Raw genomic sequence first — 15,781 nt, 5'->3', positions numbered from 1 at the left:
TAGAGGGTCAGCACCAGGGCAGCGGGCATGCCGGACTAAAGGAAGGCAGCCATCCAAGAGTCGCGTGGCTGAAAGACGAGTACACACCACGCATGCCCGCTCCCCCCGCTCCCCGTAGCGTCCGTTAGAAGTCCTGCGGCACAGTGCGCGCAGGAGGTCTGACGGGCCGGAGGCACTATGGGGCATGACGGTGGCATCCCGGGCGGCGGGCCATGACCGACGACGGCGACGTCCGGCCGCTCCTGGACAAGACAGTCCTGGCAAGATTGCGTGCAGACCTTGATGACGATGAGGGCGTGTGGCGGGTCTTTGTGCAGGACTTCATCGCGCACCTGCCCCATCGGCTCCAGCGGCTGCGTCTCGCCCTCACCACCGGGGACCTTCCCGGCTCCATCGATGCCGTGCTCAGCCTCAAGACCTCAAGCCAGATGGTGGGCGCTGAACGCCTCGCGAGCCTTGCCCTCGACCTGGAACTGAACATCCGGGAGGAGTCCCGCAACTCCGACCCCGCCATCGCCCTGCCCCGGCTGGCGGCGGACCATCTTCGCGGCATCAAGCAGTGCGCGCAGCGGACAACCAACCTCCTGCAGGCCCACCTCCAGGAACGGCCCGGCAGGAACTGACTTCTTCCCCCGCAGGGGCTCTCATCCGCCATAGCGGTCAAGGGCTGGGGAGCGGGCCACCTGGATCATTGGTATTACTCCGGGGAGCCATGCGCCCAACACGGCCAGCGCACTAATCCAGGTTGTTCCCTGCCGTTTCGAGCCCGCACCCCGCACCGCTTAAATGTTATCCGGGGTCAGCTACCGCCGTGGTCAGCTCCTGGAAGCTTCAGGTGGAGGCGTCCCGCTCGATCTCTTCGGCGAGTTCGTCCACCTCTTCGGGACGCATGTCGATGCCTTCCTCCTCGAAACGTTCCTCGAGGACGTGGCTTACGTCGTCCTGGACATGGCCCAGGCGGATCTCGTCCTTAACTTCCTCTGCGATGCTTTCGGGCGTCTCGGTGTGGGAGACGTCCTCCGCACTGTCGTCGTCAAAAGGGGCATCCGGGGTATCTGTCGACTCAGTCATACCCCATCGTCACCATGGTTTTTCGAGCCGTCAAGAACCGCATATGGGAAAGGACGACGGCGGGAACCTCCTGCCGTCGTCCGTCCTCCCGCGCCTTACGTCAGCAGCGCTTCACACACTCCGGCCGGTTCGAACCGGGCGCCGGCGCCCGGGAAGGTGGGCACCTCGATCCGGGCGTGCGTGTGGATTTCGTTGACGGTCGCCTTGGTGTGCTCGGCGATGTTCTCCATGGTGGTCACCCACATACCGTCCATGGCCTTCACGCGCTCGATCAGCTGCTCCAGGGCCACGGCTTTGGAGGGCCGGCCGGAGATGAACGGGTGGTTGGTCAGGACGAAGCAGCTGCCCTGGGAGTGGTGCGCCTCTGCCTCGAGGGTCCACATCTCCAGTACCTTGGCCGGGCTTTCGATGACGCCGCTGCCGGTCACGCCGGGGTAGAAGGCGTACTGTTCCCAGTCGTCCAGGGTCCAGTCCACGGGGATCTCCACAATGTCCCGGGGATCGTCCGCGGCGACGGCGAAGCGGTAGGGGGCGTCGCCGTCGAGCAGGCTCGAATCGTAGAGGAACCCGCGGTCGGCCAGCAGGCCCGGTGAGTGCCAGTTCAGTTCCCACCACGGCGCCCGGTAGCCTACGGGCCGGACGCCCGCTACTTTCGCCAGCGCCTCCAGGCCGCGGTCCAGGTAGGCGGCCTCGGTGGTGGCGTCAATACCCTGCATGGGTTCGTGCAGGTAGCCGTGGTGCGCCACCTCGTGCCCGCCGTCCACGATCCGCCGCACCACGTCAGGGTAGGACTCGGCGGTGAAGCCGGGGATGAAGAAGGTGGCGTGGATGTCCTGCCGCTCCAGGATCTTCAGGAGCCGCGGCACTGCGACCTTAGGCCCGTAGGACTGGTGGGTCATCAGCGACATCCGGCGGGTGCTGGCGGGATCGTGGGCGATGGTGCAGGACTCGGCATCCACGTCGAAGGTGAAGGACGCTGCGGCTTTGAAGCCCTCGGGCCAGGTGATCGGGTGCAGGAGGTCCGCGATGGCGGGCTGGTTCACGATGGATCCTTTCGGCGGGCGCTGGGCGCCCGCCCGGATAGGTGGGGGAAAGGTCAGAGGACCGGGATGACGGGGGCGCTGGCGGCGCTCTGGGGCTGGGAAGCTTCCTTGTTCTTAAGGCCGATGTACCGGACGTGGGCCCGCGGTCCGAGGACGGCGTAGACGCCGGCGCTGGTCAGGCCGCCTGCCAGCCAGGACAGGTCCCAGCCGCCCAGGGCCACGGCGATGGGGCCCTGCATGACGGGGATGAGGCCGTACATGAACAGCCACGTGGCGAAGATGCCGGCCAGGAGGGAGGTGACACCCGCCCAGTTGATGCTGGGCAGCCTGCCCGTGCCGACGCCGTCGAACAGCCGCTCGGGATCCCCCGGCCAGCGCTTGTCCAGCCAGAAGTAGTGCACCAGCATGACGCCGCCCCAGGCGGCCACCCAGGCCACCAGGCCGATCAGCCAGGCATCGAGGACCGCGGCGAAGTCCTCCTGGAAGATGAAGAAGACGACGGCGATGAGGGAGAAGACGCCGACGAAAAGGTTCAGTTTACGGCGGCTGATGGAGATGTCCAGGGCCTGGGTAGCCACCGAGAAGGTGTAGATGTTCAGGATGTTGGTGGCGATGGGGCCGTGGAGCACCATCAGCAGCACCGGCAGTGCCAGGACGCCGAAGTTCTGCACGATGAGTTTGCCGGGGTCCACCTCACCGCTGTTCGTGGCCAGGCTGGCGCCCAGCACTCCGAGCCAGACCACCGGGATGAACTGGCCCAGGACGGACGCCAGGTAGACCTTGCGCTTGGGGACTTCGGTGCTGACGAAGCGGGAGTAGTCGGCGGCGTAGGTGAACCAGGTGATGCCCCAGCCGATGCCGATGGCGGTCATCACGGCACTCATCGCGGCGATGCGCTCGGAGCCTTCCAGGACCTGACCGGCCGGACCGGCGTAGCCCCAGTCGATCTCCATGCCGAACCAGGCCACCGCGGACATAACAGCCAGAATGATGATGGTGGGCGGAACCGTCCACTTTTCAAAGGCGGCGATGGCCTTGTAGCCGAACCAGGCGATGGCCACCTGGGCGGCCATAATGGCGGTGGCGACGCCGATCTTCCAGGCGTAGTTCTGGGCTTCCGGGTCCACCCAGCCAAGGGTTCCGAAGAGCGCCATCACCAGGTCCAGGATGATCCAGGTGTTGACCGCGCACCAGCCGATAACCAACAGTGCCTGGATGGCGGCCGGCAGGTAGTTGCCCTGCCGGCCGAATGCCGCGCGGGCCAGGACCATGCCGGTGGCGCCGGTCTTCTGGCCGAGGAGGACAAAGCAGCCGAAGAGGAGCATGCCGATCAGGTTGCCCAGGACCAGGACGGTGACCGTGTCGGCGAAGCCAAGCCCGAGGTGGATGCCGAGAGCCCCCAGCACCCAGTTGATGGGTGCCAGGTTGGCACCCGCCCAGATCCAGAACTGGCCGGATACTTTACGGGTCCGCGCCGACTCGGGAATGGGCTGGAGCCAGGCTTCGTGGTCTTCAGTGCTGTGGCTTTGCGTGCTCTGGTTTCCTGCGGCAGCAGCGCGCCTTTGCGCTGCTGAAGAAAGCTTTTCTTGCATGGGAGCCTCCAGGAGGTGAATGAGTACTTCAAGGCTATGTGGCACCCATCACAAGCAACAAGATACGATATGTCTAACACATCACTACTAATCCATACGGAACGTCATGTCAGTCTCCCTCGGCGATATTCTCGCCCACCCCGTCCTTGCTGCCGCCGATCCCGTGGTCCACTCCCCCGGCGCCATGGCGGAGCACCCGGTGCGCTGGGTCCACTCCAGCGAGGTGCTGGACATCGCTCCCCTGCTGCGCGGCGGCGAGCTGCTGCTGTGCGGCGGCATCACCCTGGCATCGGCAACGCCGGAGAAACGGGCCTCGTACGTCCGCGAACTGGCGCAGCGCGGCATCGCTGCCCTCGCCGTGGAGACCGGCGGCGTGCTGCCGGAGATCCCTGCGGACATGCTGGAGGCGGCGAAGGAGCACGGCCTGGCCGTCGTGGAGCTGCGCAAGGTGGTGCCGTTCGTCGGCGTTATGCAGGCCATCAACTCGATCCTGGTGAGCGAATCCGTGGGGCACCTGCAGCAGGCCGACGCCGCCACCCGGGCCATGGCCGCTGAGTTGGCGCACGGTGCGTCGCTGGACCAGATCCTTGGCGTGCTGGCCGGCATCATCAGCTCGGCGGTGAAGCTCGTCTCGCCGTGGGGCGTTGCCCTGGGCAGCGCTGTGCCGGCCGGCTGGCAGGAAAAGGACGACGGCGGCAGCGGCCAAGATGCGCAGGATGGCCGCGGAGAGGCGGCCGGGAGAACAGTGATCACCGTGGACATTCCCGTCCGCGGTGTGCTGATGGGCCGGCTTGAGGTGGACGTTCCGGACGGTGTGGACACGGGCCTGGCGCGGGTGGCCGGCGACCGTGCGGTGGACATCCTGGGCCTGGCGCTCCTGCAGCACATGCCGCCGGGGCTGCATGCGCAGGCCGGGGCGGAACTCATGCGGGCGGTCCTGACCGCCGCGCCGGCGTGGCGCCTGGAGCAGCTGGCTCCGGGTGCCGGATTTCCGGCGGGTACCCCGGCGGTGGTGGCGGCCATCCATGCCGCATCGCCCCAAAGGCTCCGCCGCGTGATCGAGTCATTCCTGAGCTCCAGCCGGATCCCCAGCGCCGCCTACCTGGATGATGCCGAGCTGGTGGTGATGATCGCGCTGCCTCCTGCCGATCCCGCCGGCGGGCGGCGGAAGCTCCTGGCGTCCCTGGAAGGGGTGGACGGCGACCACGATGCAGCAATAGCAGTGGGGCCGCCGACAGCCGGGGTGGCCGAAGCCGCCTGGTCACTGGCCGAAGCGCGCCGGGCCCTGGATGTGCGGCAGATCCGCCGCCGGAACGCATCCCCGCGCAGGCAGCACCCGTCCCGCGGCCTGGTGGTGATTGATGCGGAAGACACCGCCGTCGAGAGCCTTGCCCTGACAGGCATCGAGGCTTCGGCGCGGGCGGCGTTTGTCAGCCGGCACCTGAAGGCGCTGCTGGACCACGATGCGCAGCGCCAGTCCCAGCTGCTGGAGACCCTGCAGGTGTGGCTGGATTCCGGGTGCAACACAGCGCAGTCGGCGCGGGAGCTGCACCTGGAGCGGCAGTCGATGCACCACCGGCTGCAGCGGATCTTCGAGCTGTGCGGGGGCGATCCGCGGGGCACCGGCCGGCTGGCGGCCCTGCACCTGGCGGCGCGGATGGCCGTGCTGCCCTAGGTGCAGCGTTACCCGGCGGCGCGTCCGCCCAGGCGGGTGGTCACCTGCGCCGCGGCAGCAACGCAGGCCTCGCCCAGGCTCTCCAGCCGCTCGCGTGAGACGCGGAAGCGCGGCGCGGGGACCAGCACCACGGCCACCACGTCGCCGCGGTGGTCGTGGACGGGGGCGGCAACCCCCACTTCGTCCATGGAGGACTCGCCGTAGTTCTCGGCCCATCCCCGGCCCGCGACCTCCTGCAGCCGGGCCTCATAGGCGGCAAGGCCGGCGTCGTCCATTCCCGGGTAGGTGATGGTTCCGCTGCGGAGCAGTTCGCGGACGCGTTCGGCGGGCAGGGTGGACAGGAAGACCTGGACGGAGGCGCTCATCGCGTCCCGGTAGCGGGCGCCCAGCGGCGTGGTGTGCTTGATCTGGTGGTGGCTGGCGATCTGCTCCACGCAGATGGCTTCGTCGCCGTTCCAGAGCATGAGGGCGCTGGTCTCCCCCGTCTGCTCGGTCAGCCGGCGGAGCACCGGGTAGGCCACGCGCCGTTCTTCCATCTCGGCCAGCAGGGGCCCGGCGACGGCGATCAGCCCCAGGCCCAGGCGGAACCGGCGGGTCTCGGGGTCCCGCTCCACCAGGTTTTCCTGCTCGAAGGTGGCAAGGATCCGCGAGACGGAGCTCTTGTGCATGCCCACGCGGTTGGCGATCTCGGTGACGCCCAGCAGCGGCTCGTCCGCGGTGAAGGTGCGCAGGACGGCGATGGCGTTGACGACGACGGAGGCGCCTTTGGTGTCCGTGCTTCCGTTGGTGCCGTTGCCGTTCGCCGCCGGGGCTTCGGTGTCCGTGTTCTTTGCTGCTGATGGGGTCATGGTAGCCATCATCTTTCCTTATCTTCGGCGGAGACGCCGAAAGCGGCGCCACGTGGACCGCGGCGCCGCTTCGGGTTGTGGCGCCTACGCGCCGATGATGTTGTGTTCCGGACCGAACGGGAACTTGGTGATGTTCTCCACCGTGTCCTCGCCGATGACCAGGATGTCGTGTTCGCGGTAGCCGCCGGCGCCGGGCAGGCCGTCCATAACCGTGATCATCGGCTCCATGGAGACCACCATGCCGGGTTCGAGGACGGTGTCGATGTCCTCACGGAGCTCGAGTCCGGCTTCGCGACCGTAGTAGTGGCTGAGGACGCCGAAGGAGTGACCGTAGCCGAAGGTGCGGTTGGCGAGCAGACCGTGGCTGACGTAGATCTCGTTAAGTTCGGCGGCGATGTCCTTGCACACGGCGCCGGGCTTGATGAGTTCCAGGCCCCGCTTGTGGACCTCCACGTTGATGTTCCACAGTTCCAGCGAGCGCTCGTCCGGCTGGCCCAGGAAGAGGGTGCGTTCCAGGGCCGTGTAGTAGCCGGAGGTCATCGGGAAGCAGTTCAGGGAAAGGATGTCGCCCTGCTGGAGCTTGCGCGTGGTGGCCCAGTTGTGGGCGCCGTCGGTGTTGATGCCGGACTGGAACCACACCCAGGTGTCACGGACTTCCCGGTCCGGGAAGGTCCTGGCGATCTCGTGCACCATCTCCTCGGTGCCGGCAAGCGCCACCTCGTACTCGGTGATTCCCTCGCGGATCGCGGCACGGATGGCCTCGCCGCCAAGGTCGCCGATGCGGGCGCCGTGCTTGATGACCTCGATTTCCTCGGCGGACTTGATCATGCGCTGGCGCATGGCGTCCTGGGAGACGTCAAGGAGTTCGGCGCCCGGGAAGGCTGCGGCGATCTTCTCGCGGGTCAGGCCCGGCAGGAAGTCGTCCTCGACGCCGAGGCGGCTGGCCTTGACGCCGCGCTGGCGCAGGGCCTCCTGCAGGCCGAAGTAGAAGTTGTCGCGGCGCCAGTCGGTGTACACGATGTTCTCGCCGTAGGACGTGCGCCACGGCATGCCGGCATCGATGTTGGCGGTGACCGTCACCGAATCATTGGCGGTGACTACAAGGGCGTAGTTGCGGCCGAACGTGGTGTACAGGAAGTCGGAGTAGTACTTGATGCCGTGGTAGCTGGTCAGGATGACCGCGTCCAGGTTCTTGGCGGCCATGATTTGGCGGAGGCCGCCCAGGCGGCGCTCGAACTCTGCGTCGGAGAACGTGAGCTTGCCCTTGGACCCGTTGTGGAGGACCTTGAGGCGCTCGAGTTCGGCGATGGAGGAGATGTTCTCGGCGGTGGTGGTCATGGGTGATGCCTTTCTGTCTGAGTTTCTTAAGGTGTTGCTGGTTGTGGAAGGAAGCTATTCGTGGCGCAGGGGCTCTTTGCAGGTTTCCCTGGAGAGGGCCACGGCGATCAGGGAGACGACGGCGGCAGCGACGAGGTACCAGGCCGGCGCAAGGTCGCTGGCTGTGGCCGCGATGAGGAGCGTCGCCATGAACGGGGCGGTGCCGCCGAACAGGGCGTTGGACAGGTTGAAGCTGACGGCGAAGCCGCTGTAGCGGACCCGGGTCGGGAACATTTCCGCCAGGAAGCTCGGCAGGGTGCCGTCGTTCAGGGTGAGCATGGCGCCCAGCAGGATCTGGACCAGGACGATGACCAGGAAGTTCCCGGTTCCCAGGAGTGCAAAGGCCGGGACGGTCAGGAGGATGAAGGCCACCGATGCGCTGATGAGCACCTTCTTCCGGCCATAGCGGTCCGAGAGCATGCCGGTGAGGAAGATGAAGCCGATGTAGGTGACCAGCGCGATGGTGGTGGCCAGGAATGATTCGGTTTCGCCCAGGCCCAGCTCCGAGGACAAATACGTGGGCATGTAGCTGAGGATCACGTAGAAGCCGACGGCGTTGAGCAGGACGGCCCCGACGGCCTGGAGCAGCTGGCGCCAGTGGTTCCGGAAGAGGCTGGAGACAGGTGCCTTGTCCTTCTGGTCTTCGGCCGCAAGTTCGCGGAACACGGGAGTGTCTTCCAGCTTGGTCCGGATATACCGTCCAATGAGGCCCATCGGGGCCGCCAGCAGGAACGGCAGGCGCCAGCCCCAGCTGTGCATTGCGTCAGTAGACAGGAGTGTTGTCAGCAGGCCGGCCATCAGCGAGCCGAGGAGCAGGCCGGCCGCGGTGCTGGCCGGAACCACGGCGGCATACAGGCCCCGCCGGTTGGCAGGGGCGTATTCCACCAGGAATGCCGACGCTCCGGCGTATTCACCCGACGCGGAGAAGCCCTGGACCACCCTGATCATCAGGAGCAGGATGGGCGCCCAGATACCGATGGTGTCGTAACCCGGGATCAGGGCGATGCAGAAGGTTGCTCCGGACATGATCAGGATTGAAAGGGAGAGGGCTGTCCGCCGGCCCACCTTGTCGCCGATGTGGCCCCAGACGAACCCGCCCAGAGGCCGGACCAGGAACGAAATCGCGAAAAGGGCGAAGGTCAGCAGAAGGCCGGTCTGGGGATCTGATTCAGGGAAGAAGACCGTGGCGATGGTGACGGCCAGGTAGCCGTAGACGGCGTAGTCAAACCACTCCACGAAGTTTCCGATAAAGCTGGCCGCGATCACGCGGCGCCGGACGTCCTTGCTCGGTCCGTCGACGCTGACGGCACCAGTTGGATCAGTCACGCCGGAGCCTGAGGCATGTACGGCGGTTGCACCCGAAGCAGGGCCGTTGGCGTCATCGGCAATGACTCCTGGCCCGGGTGCGTTCGATTCGTTGCTCATGTGTCCACCAATGAAAGTTGGAGTTGCATTTGCTGCAACACTGTTGCTTCAAGGTAGGCCGTGATCCACCCCACAGTCAAGAGGGTTTGGTGGATTTGTTTTCCCTTCTACCGCTCGGCAGGCCGGTTCTGCCATGAACTCTCGGAGATGTAGCGGTGCGGGTTTGTGTTGCAGCAACAGCAACATCGTCGTCACTATGGTTGGCGGAAGCTGAAAAGTGACCAAATCGCGGCTGAAAGGCGACAGTAATTGTGGAGCCGGAGGCTCATACTGACCGCATGAACGGTGCAGCGAGAAAACCTGACAGGATCCTCATCGTTCTGCTTGGCACTGTCGGCGTGCTGGTGGCGGTCGCGCTGGCCGTCGTGTTCATGAGGGGTGAACCGGAACCGCTGGACGAGGCCAGTCCTGCCGGGGTAGTGCAGCGGTACAGCGCTGCGGTGATCGACGGCGATACCGTAACCGCGGGCTCATACCTGACAGCAGCGGCCCAGACGCAGTGCGTGGGCAAATTCGACGGCATGCCTCCACCGGACCGGGTGGTCCTGGTCTCCACCAGGGAACGGGCGGAATCGGCCACCGTGACCGTGTCCATCGTGCAGTCTTCTGACGGCGGCCCCTTCGGCCCAGCCGAGTATCAGTCGGAGGACGCCTTTTCACTCGTGAAGGTCGACGGCAGGTGGAAGGTGGACGCGGCCCCGTTCCCCCTTCTTACCTGCGCTGGCGTCCCGGCAAGGCCATGAGTTCCCAGCTAGTGTCGGCGTCGACGGGCCTGACCCGGGCCCAGACCACCCTGCGCCGCCTCATCCAGTACGCCCTGCTGTTCGCCCTGGTGATGATCGCGGCTTCCGGCTTCAGCGGGTTGCTGGAGCGCCTTTTCGCGTCCGGGGCAGTGCTTGCAGCCCGGGATGTTCCCGGCCTCGCCGGGGGACTTGCCTTCACCCTGATCGGCGGGCCGCTCGCCCTGCTCCTGTGGTGGTTCCTGTGGCGCAGGATCGACGAGGCGGAGCGCGCCGCAGCCGGCTGGGGCTTGTACCTGGCCGGCATGTACACCATCTCGCTGATCGTCGCCACCACGTCGCTGCTGCAACTGGGGGCGTCCCTCATCGGCGGTCCGCGCGGCCAGTGGGCGTCCCTGTTGTCCAACGGCCTGGTCTGGGCCACCGTCTGGGTGTGGCACCGCTGGATGTGGAGGCATCCGGACAAAGGGGCCGCCCACCTGGAGGATATTCGGACCACCATCGGAACCGTTTATGGCCTGGTCGTCGGCGCGATTGCAGCGATTTCCGCGCTGGGCGGGTTGCTCGACACCGCCATCCGGGGCGCCAGCTTTGCCATCACCGGGGCGGAACCATGGTGGTATTCCGTGCTCCGGTCAGTGGTGTGGGCGGCCGGCGGAGGCTCGGTGTGGTGGTGGCACTGGTTCCACGAGGGCGGACGCAGGCTCCGGACGGCCCTCGTTGACGTGAGCATGATCGCCGTCGGAATCTTCGCGGCCGGCATCACCGCGCTCGCTGGCGGCGCAGTGGTGCTGTTTGTCCTCCTCAGGCTGGCCTTCGACCGGGCAGACCCGATGGGCAAGCTCCTCGAACCCCTGGCCCCGGCGCTGGCCGCTGCTGTGATCGGGGCAGTGGTGTGGCGCTACCACCGGGCCGTGTCGGTGGACAGGTCCGGTGAAACCCGGCGGGGAAGCCTCCTGGTGACGTCCGCGGTGGCCCTGGCGGCGGCGGCCTCAGGCATTGGCGTGATTGTCAGTTCGTTGCTGGCCGGCGCAGTATTGCCCCTGGCCGGAGGCACGGAGCGGACCCTGCTCTTGGGTGGCATCAGTTCCCTGGTGGTGGGCGGCCCGGTCTGGTGGCTTGCATGGAAACCGGCGAAGCAGCCAAACAGCGCCGATGCGATCACGCACGGAAGGCGCATCTACCTCATCGCGTTCTTCGGCGTCAGTGCCGTGGTGGCCCTGATTGCCCTGCTGGTGATCGGGTACCGGATCTTGGAATTCCTCCTGGGCGAAGTATCGGGCGGCAGCGCCATCGACCGCATCCGCGGACCGCTCGGTCTCCTAGTGGCCGCGGGGATGGTGGCCGGCTACCACTTCGCCCTGTGGCGGCGCGACCGCGCTGTTCTCGAGGCGGCCGCGCCCCCACGGACACGGACCATCGACTATGTCACGCTCGTGGCCCGGCCCGGCGCGGAGGGGCTCGCACAGGACATTGCCGGGGCCACCGGGGGTGCAAAGGTCACCGTCTGGCTCAGAACGGACGACGACGCCGCCTCCCCGGCGGAACCGGTCACCTCCCCTGCGTCCAACGGGAGCATGGGGCAGGTAGTGAAGGCCCTGGACGGCATTACGGCGCGTCACGTCCTGGTGGTGCTCGGTCCCGGCGCCCGGGTGGATGTGATTCCGGTGGACACCAGAGGGCGCTGACGGGCTGCTCCAAGACCACCCGAACAACTGCAACCCGGCAGCCGTTGGCATACGCCGGACCGGCCTCGATGCGGGCCCGAGTCACAAGGCCGGGGCCTCTTCCTCCGCCAACCTGATCATCCGAAGTTCGTCCTCCACCGCACGGGCCGGCCAATAGTCCTTCGCGAGCTCGTCCGCCCACACCCTGTCAGCTGACGGGAAAAGCTTGTGGAACAGCCCGGCAGCCTGAAGCAAAGCGATCAGGGCCAGCGTCCTGGCATCGGGTGCCTTGGCAGCTGGTTGCGCGGCGTCCGTCGTTTTCCCATCGGTGGTCGCTGCAGGGGCCGGCGTGGATTCAGGCACCTGCTGCCCGGCCGGTACAACAGCGAGGGCGGCCCGGAGCTTTTTCATGAGCGCCGCCTCCGGAGCGTGGTCCTTCTCCGGGAACCGCACTGTCCGGAAGAAGCCGAGGTGCTTTTCGCCCGCATGTTCCACAATGCCCCGGGACGCCATGCCCTCATAAACGCGCTGCACTTCCCCACGGCTCTCCATCATCGAAACCCACCGTTTAGGTGTGTGGAGGCGTGATTTGTGCCGGATAGCCTCCAGCTCACGCCGGAGCTCGGTTTTGGGGGTGGCGCCGGTAGCCCTTACATGCTTTCCCTGCAGCTCGATCGCCCCCTGCATTTCCAGCTCCCCCAGTATCGCCCCGGCCAGGGTGGTCCTGAGTGCGAAGACGGGAATTTCGGGTTTGCCGTCGTTGTCATTTGTCGCCAAGAGGAGGAAGGCTTCGGGAAGGCTCAAGTCCACAGGTGCAGCTGTTTCCGCGTTCATACCACCATGGTGCGCCCGTCCGACAGCCACCACAATATGCTCCCGAAGAAGGCCGGAAGGCACAGCTGACGTGCCAAAACAGCACCTGCCTCTGATCCAGCTATTGCTGAGAAACCGCTTTCTGGGTAGTGTCCTTGTCAGCGCTCACAATGCCGGCGTCATAGTGGACTCCGAGCCGGGCGCAGTTCATTCCAATGACGGAAGAGAGAACATGCGAAAACGCAGTACCCGCTTATCCATGTCCGCAGCCATTGCCGTGGCAGGAGCATTGGCCATATCGGCTCCCGCTGGAGCGGCTCCGAGCCCGGTATCCGATCCCACCGCCCAGACCGCCCAGACCCCGCTGGAGCGCCAGGTTCTTGCCGAAGGGAACGGCTGGGCGTCCGAGGGAACAGGAACCACGGGCGGCTCAGCGGCAGACGATGCCCACGTTTACGACGTCTCCACCAAAGCCGAGCTGCTGGCCGCCTTCGCTGAAGCGGGCACCCAGCCCAAGATTGTCCGGGTCCACGGAACCATTGATGCCAACACGGCACCGGACGGTTCAGCGCTGACCTGTGAAAACTACGCCGAAGGAACCGGCTACAGCCTTGAGCAGTACCTTCAGGACTTCGACCCCGCAACCTACGGCCGCAGCCAGGAACCGGCGGGCCCGCAGGAAAGCGCGCGGCGCCTCGCCGCAGCAAACCAGGCGAAGACCATCCGGTGGGACATCCCCAGCAACACCACCATCGTGGGTGCCACGCCGGAGAGCAGCATCAGCGGCGCCGCCCTCCGCGTCAACGGTGCCACCAACGTGATCGTCCGCAACCTCACGGTGCGGGACGCCGCCGACTGTTTCCCCGCGTGGGACCCCACCGACGGCGCCGAGGGCAACTGGAACAGCGAGTACGATCTGCTGCAGGTCATCAACAAAGCCACCCACGTCTGGATTGACCACTCCGAATTCACGGACGCCCCCAACCTGGACAGCTCCCAGCCGGAGTACTTCGGCCGCCCCTATCAGGTGCACGACGGCGCCGTGGACGTCACCAACGGCTCGGACCTGGTGACCATGTCCTTCAACCGGTTCTCCGACCATGACAAGCTGCTCCTGATCGGCTCCACTGACAACACCAACCGGGGGGACCCCGGCAAGCTGCGCGTCACCATCCACCACAATGTCTTCGAGAACATCGGTCAGCGCGCCCCTCGCGTCCGGTTCGGCCAGGTGGACGTGTACAACAACCACTTCACGGTGAATGAAGACAGCACCATCCCCTACGGCTACACGCTGGGCGCCGGGTTCGATTCCCACCTCTACGCCGAGGCGAATGCCTTTACGCTGCCGGACGGAATCGACCCCGCAAAGGTCATCACCCGCTTCAAGGGAACCGCGATCACCACCATCGGGAACGCCGTCAACGGCAAGATCACCGACCTGCGTGCCGAGTACAACGCCGTTGCCGCACCTGCTGACCAGCTGGCAGCGGACACGTCCTGGACGCCCACGCTTCGCACCCAGGTCCACCCGGCCCAGGCGGTGCCGGCACTGCTCCAGAACTCCACCGGCCCCATCTTCACCGCCGGAGGGGACCTCTGATGGCCGCCATCCTGCCGAGCCGCCGCAGCGTCCTGGCCACCCTCGCACTCACCGCAGGCACCATGGCACTCTCCGGAACGGGCATAGCCAGCGCCTTCCCCCAGGCAGACCCGGACCCCACGAAACCCCGCACCAAACCGGTCATTTTTGTCGTCGGGGACTCGACGTCGTCGGCCTACCAGCAGTCCGAACGGCCCCGCGCCGGCTGGGGACAGGCACTGCCGCTCCTGCTGGGGCCGCAGGCCACCGTCTTTGACTACGCCTGGTCCGGCGCCTCCTCCAAGAGCTATGCCGACGCCGGGCTGCTGGACCGGGTACTGGCCCTGATGCAGCCGGGCGACTACCTGCTGATCTCCTTCGGCCACAACGACGAGAAGGTCACGGACCCCAACCGGGGAACGCTGCCCGACTCCACGTTCAAGGAATACCTGGGCCGGTACATTGACGGCGCCAAAGCCCGTGGAGGCAAGCCCGTCCTGGTGACCTCCGTGGAACGGCGCCGCTTCGATTCCTTCGGGAACGCCCAGGATTCCCACGGCGCGTATCCGCAGGCAGTGCGCGAACTCGCCGCGGCGTCCGGCACTCCCCTGGTGGACCTGACGGCGTCGTCGAAGACACTGTGGCAGCAGCTGGGCCCGGAAGGAACCAAGCAGCACTTCCTGCACCTGGCCCCCGGCGAGCACCCGCAGTATCCCCAGGGTTCAGAGGACAATACCCACTTCCAGGCCGCGGGCGCGTTGGCGGTGGCCCGTCTCGTGGCCCGCGAGCTGCAGTCCAAGGAGATCGTCCCGCCGGGCTACTTCCTGAATATCGACGCGGGCACCGATCCCCTGCTGGGCATGTACTGGCCCGCCGAACGGCCCATCGATTTGCCGGTGACGCTCGACGTCGGACCGGGCAGGACGTTCACGGCTGTACAGTCCGCCGTCGATTCCGTCCCTCCTGGCAGCGTTCAGCGGACAATCATCAGGATCCAGCCGGGCGTTTACCGGGAGGCGGTGCGGGTTCCGGCTGACAAGCCGCGGATCTCCTTCATTGGGCAGGGCGGACGGCCGGAGGACGTAGTGCTGGTTTACAACAACGCGTCCGGAACGCCCAAGCCGGACGGCAGCGGGAACTTCGGCACCTCCGGCAGCGCCTCTGTGCGGGTTGACGGGCCGGACTTCGTGGCGCGGAACCTGACGTTCAGCAACGATTTCGACGAAGCAGCCAACCCGGGCATGAAGGACCGCCAGGCCGTCGCGCTGCACATCACGGCGGACCGCTCGGTGCTGTCCAACGTCAGGATGCTGGGCAACCAGGACACCTTGCTGGTCAATTCCCCGGCGGCGGGCGTCCAGGCCCGGTTCTACTTCGATAGCTGCTATGTGGAAGGGGACGTTGACTTCATCTTCGGCCGCGGAACGGCTGTTTTCAGCGGCTGCGAGATCAAGTCCCTCAACCGCGCCTCCAGCACGAACAACGGGTACGTGACCGCCGGCAGCCTGGACCTGTCCATCAGGTACGGCTACCTCTTTGACCAGTGCCGGCTGGTCTCGGACGCCGCGGCCAACACTGTCCACCTGGGCAGGCCATGGCATCCGAGCGGCGACCCGAAGGCTGTTGCCCAGGTCCTGTTCAGGGACTCCTGGCTCGGCGCCCACATCTCCGGCACACCATGGACGGACATGAGCGGCTTCTCCTGGCGGGAGGCGCGGTTCCACGAGTACAACAACCGCGGCCCCGGCGCCCAGGTGACCCCCGACCGTCCGCAGTTGCCCGGGGCTGAGGCGGGCAACTACACCGTCAGGAACTATCTGCAGGGAACGGACGGCTGGGCACCGCAGCTCGCGGGCACAACGGCGGACAGCAGCGCAGTGCCCTCGGCGGCGGCCGCTTAGCCCGCTCCGCACATGCAACGCGGGGTCACTCCCGGCCCAATAATCGC

13 protein-coding genes are annotated in these 15,781 nt (G+C 66.5%); 6 read left to right on the top strand and 7 right to left on the bottom strand.

The annotated features are described in order from the left end of the window. The first annotated feature begins 212 nt into the window (after positions 1 to 212). Positions 213 to 623, top strand: a complete 411-nt coding sequence (locus P2Q66_RS13395; protein WP_275728809.1) for an Hpt domain-containing protein — start codon at positions 213 to 215, stop codon at positions 621 to 623. Between the two features lie 208 nt (positions 624 to 831). Here P2Q66_RS13395 and P2Q66_RS13390 read toward each other — a convergent pair whose 3' ends face one another. From P2Q66_RS13390 to P2Q66_RS13380, 3 genes are all read right to left on the bottom strand, one after another. Continuing rightward, on the bottom strand, positions 832 to 1,071 hold the full coding sequence (locus P2Q66_RS13390; RefSeq protein WP_079595094.1) for a hypothetical protein: 240 nt from the start codon (positions 1,069 to 1,071) through the stop codon (positions 832 to 834). Positions 1,072 to 1,166: 95 nt separating this feature from the next. Next, positions 1,167 to 2,114, bottom strand: coding sequence for a polysaccharide deacetylase (locus P2Q66_RS13385; RefSeq protein WP_275728806.1), 948 nt, complete (start codon positions 2,112 to 2,114; stop codon positions 1,167 to 1,169). A 53-nt stretch (positions 2,115 to 2,167) separates the two neighbouring features. Further along, the gene (locus P2Q66_RS13380; protein ID WP_275728803.1) at positions 2,168 to 3,706 is read right to left on the bottom strand and encodes a cytosine permease; all 1,539 of its coding nucleotides are present in this window, start codon (positions 3,704 to 3,706) and stop codon (positions 2,168 to 2,170) included. A 106-nt stretch (positions 3,707 to 3,812) separates the two neighbouring features. On the opposite strand from P2Q66_RS13380, the gene P2Q66_RS13375 reads away from it, so the two are divergent. After that, positions 3,813 to 5,381: a PucR family transcriptional regulator gene (locus P2Q66_RS13375; protein WP_275728801.1), complete on the top strand. Its 1,569-nt coding sequence runs from the start codon at positions 3,813 to 3,815 to the stop codon at positions 5,379 to 5,381. An 8-nt stretch (positions 5,382 to 5,389) separates the two neighbouring features. Here the strand turns inward: P2Q66_RS13375 and P2Q66_RS13370 are convergent, their stop codons facing one another. The 3 genes from P2Q66_RS13370 to P2Q66_RS13360 form a co-directional block, all read right to left on the bottom strand. Continuing rightward, positions 5,390 to 6,229 (bottom strand): IclR family transcriptional regulator, encoded by an 840-nt coding sequence (locus P2Q66_RS13370; protein WP_275728799.1) that lies wholly within the window; start codon positions 6,227 to 6,229, stop codon positions 5,390 to 5,392. Between the two features lie 84 nt (positions 6,230 to 6,313). Then, positions 6,314 to 7,567, bottom strand: a complete 1,254-nt coding sequence (locus tag P2Q66_RS13365) for an aminopeptidase P family protein (protein ID WP_275728796.1) — start codon at positions 7,565 to 7,567, stop codon at positions 6,314 to 6,316. Positions 7,568 to 7,621: 54 nt separating this feature from the next. After that, the gene (locus P2Q66_RS13360) at positions 7,622 to 9,031 is read right to left on the bottom strand and encodes an MFS transporter (protein WP_275728794.1); all 1,410 of its coding nucleotides are present in this window, start codon (positions 9,029 to 9,031) and stop codon (positions 7,622 to 7,624) included. 278 nt (positions 9,032 to 9,309) lie between these two features. Here P2Q66_RS13360 and P2Q66_RS13355 point away from each other — a divergent pair, with 278 nt between their 5' ends. Both P2Q66_RS13355 and P2Q66_RS13350 read left to right on the top strand, forming a co-directional pair. Next, positions 9,310 to 9,774, top strand: coding sequence for a hypothetical protein (locus tag P2Q66_RS13355; RefSeq protein WP_275728791.1), 465 nt, complete (start codon positions 9,310 to 9,312; stop codon positions 9,772 to 9,774). Next, positions 9,771 to 11,459, top strand: a complete 1,689-nt coding sequence (locus tag P2Q66_RS13350) for a DUF5671 domain-containing protein (RefSeq protein WP_275728790.1) — start codon at positions 9,771 to 9,773, stop codon at positions 11,457 to 11,459. The genes P2Q66_RS13355 and P2Q66_RS13350 overlap by 4 nt, the downstream gene beginning before the upstream one ends. Positions 11,460 to 11,540: 81 nt before the next feature. On the opposite strand, the gene P2Q66_RS13345 is transcribed toward P2Q66_RS13350, so the two are convergent. Next, complete coding sequence (locus P2Q66_RS13345) at positions 11,541 to 12,272, bottom strand: GPP34 family phosphoprotein (protein WP_275728788.1); 732 nt, start codon at positions 12,270 to 12,272, stop codon at positions 11,541 to 11,543. Between the two features lie 238 nt (positions 12,273 to 12,510). On the opposite strand from P2Q66_RS13345, the gene P2Q66_RS13340 reads away from it, so the two are divergent. Continuing rightward, positions 12,511 to 13,854, top strand: a complete 1,344-nt coding sequence (locus P2Q66_RS13340) for a pectate lyase (protein ID WP_275728785.1) — start codon at positions 12,511 to 12,513, stop codon at positions 13,852 to 13,854. Beyond that, positions 13,854 to 15,734 carry a pectinesterase family protein gene (locus P2Q66_RS13335; protein WP_275728783.1) on the top strand — a complete coding sequence of 627 codons (1,881 nt, stop codon included), beginning with the start codon at positions 13,854 to 13,856 and terminating at the stop codon, positions 15,732 to 15,734. Before P2Q66_RS13340 ends, P2Q66_RS13335 begins: the two co-directional genes overlap by 1 nt. The last annotated feature ends 47 nt before the right edge of the window (positions 15,735 to 15,781 follow it).

This window comes from Arthrobacter sp. Cr_A7, from assembly GCF_029222765.1.
GTDB lineage: Bacteria > Actinomycetota > Actinomycetes > Actinomycetales > Micrococcaceae > Arthrobacter.
The sequence above is the reverse complement of the archived record's forward strand: the minus strand, read 5'-3'. Positions and strand labels throughout refer to the sequence as shown.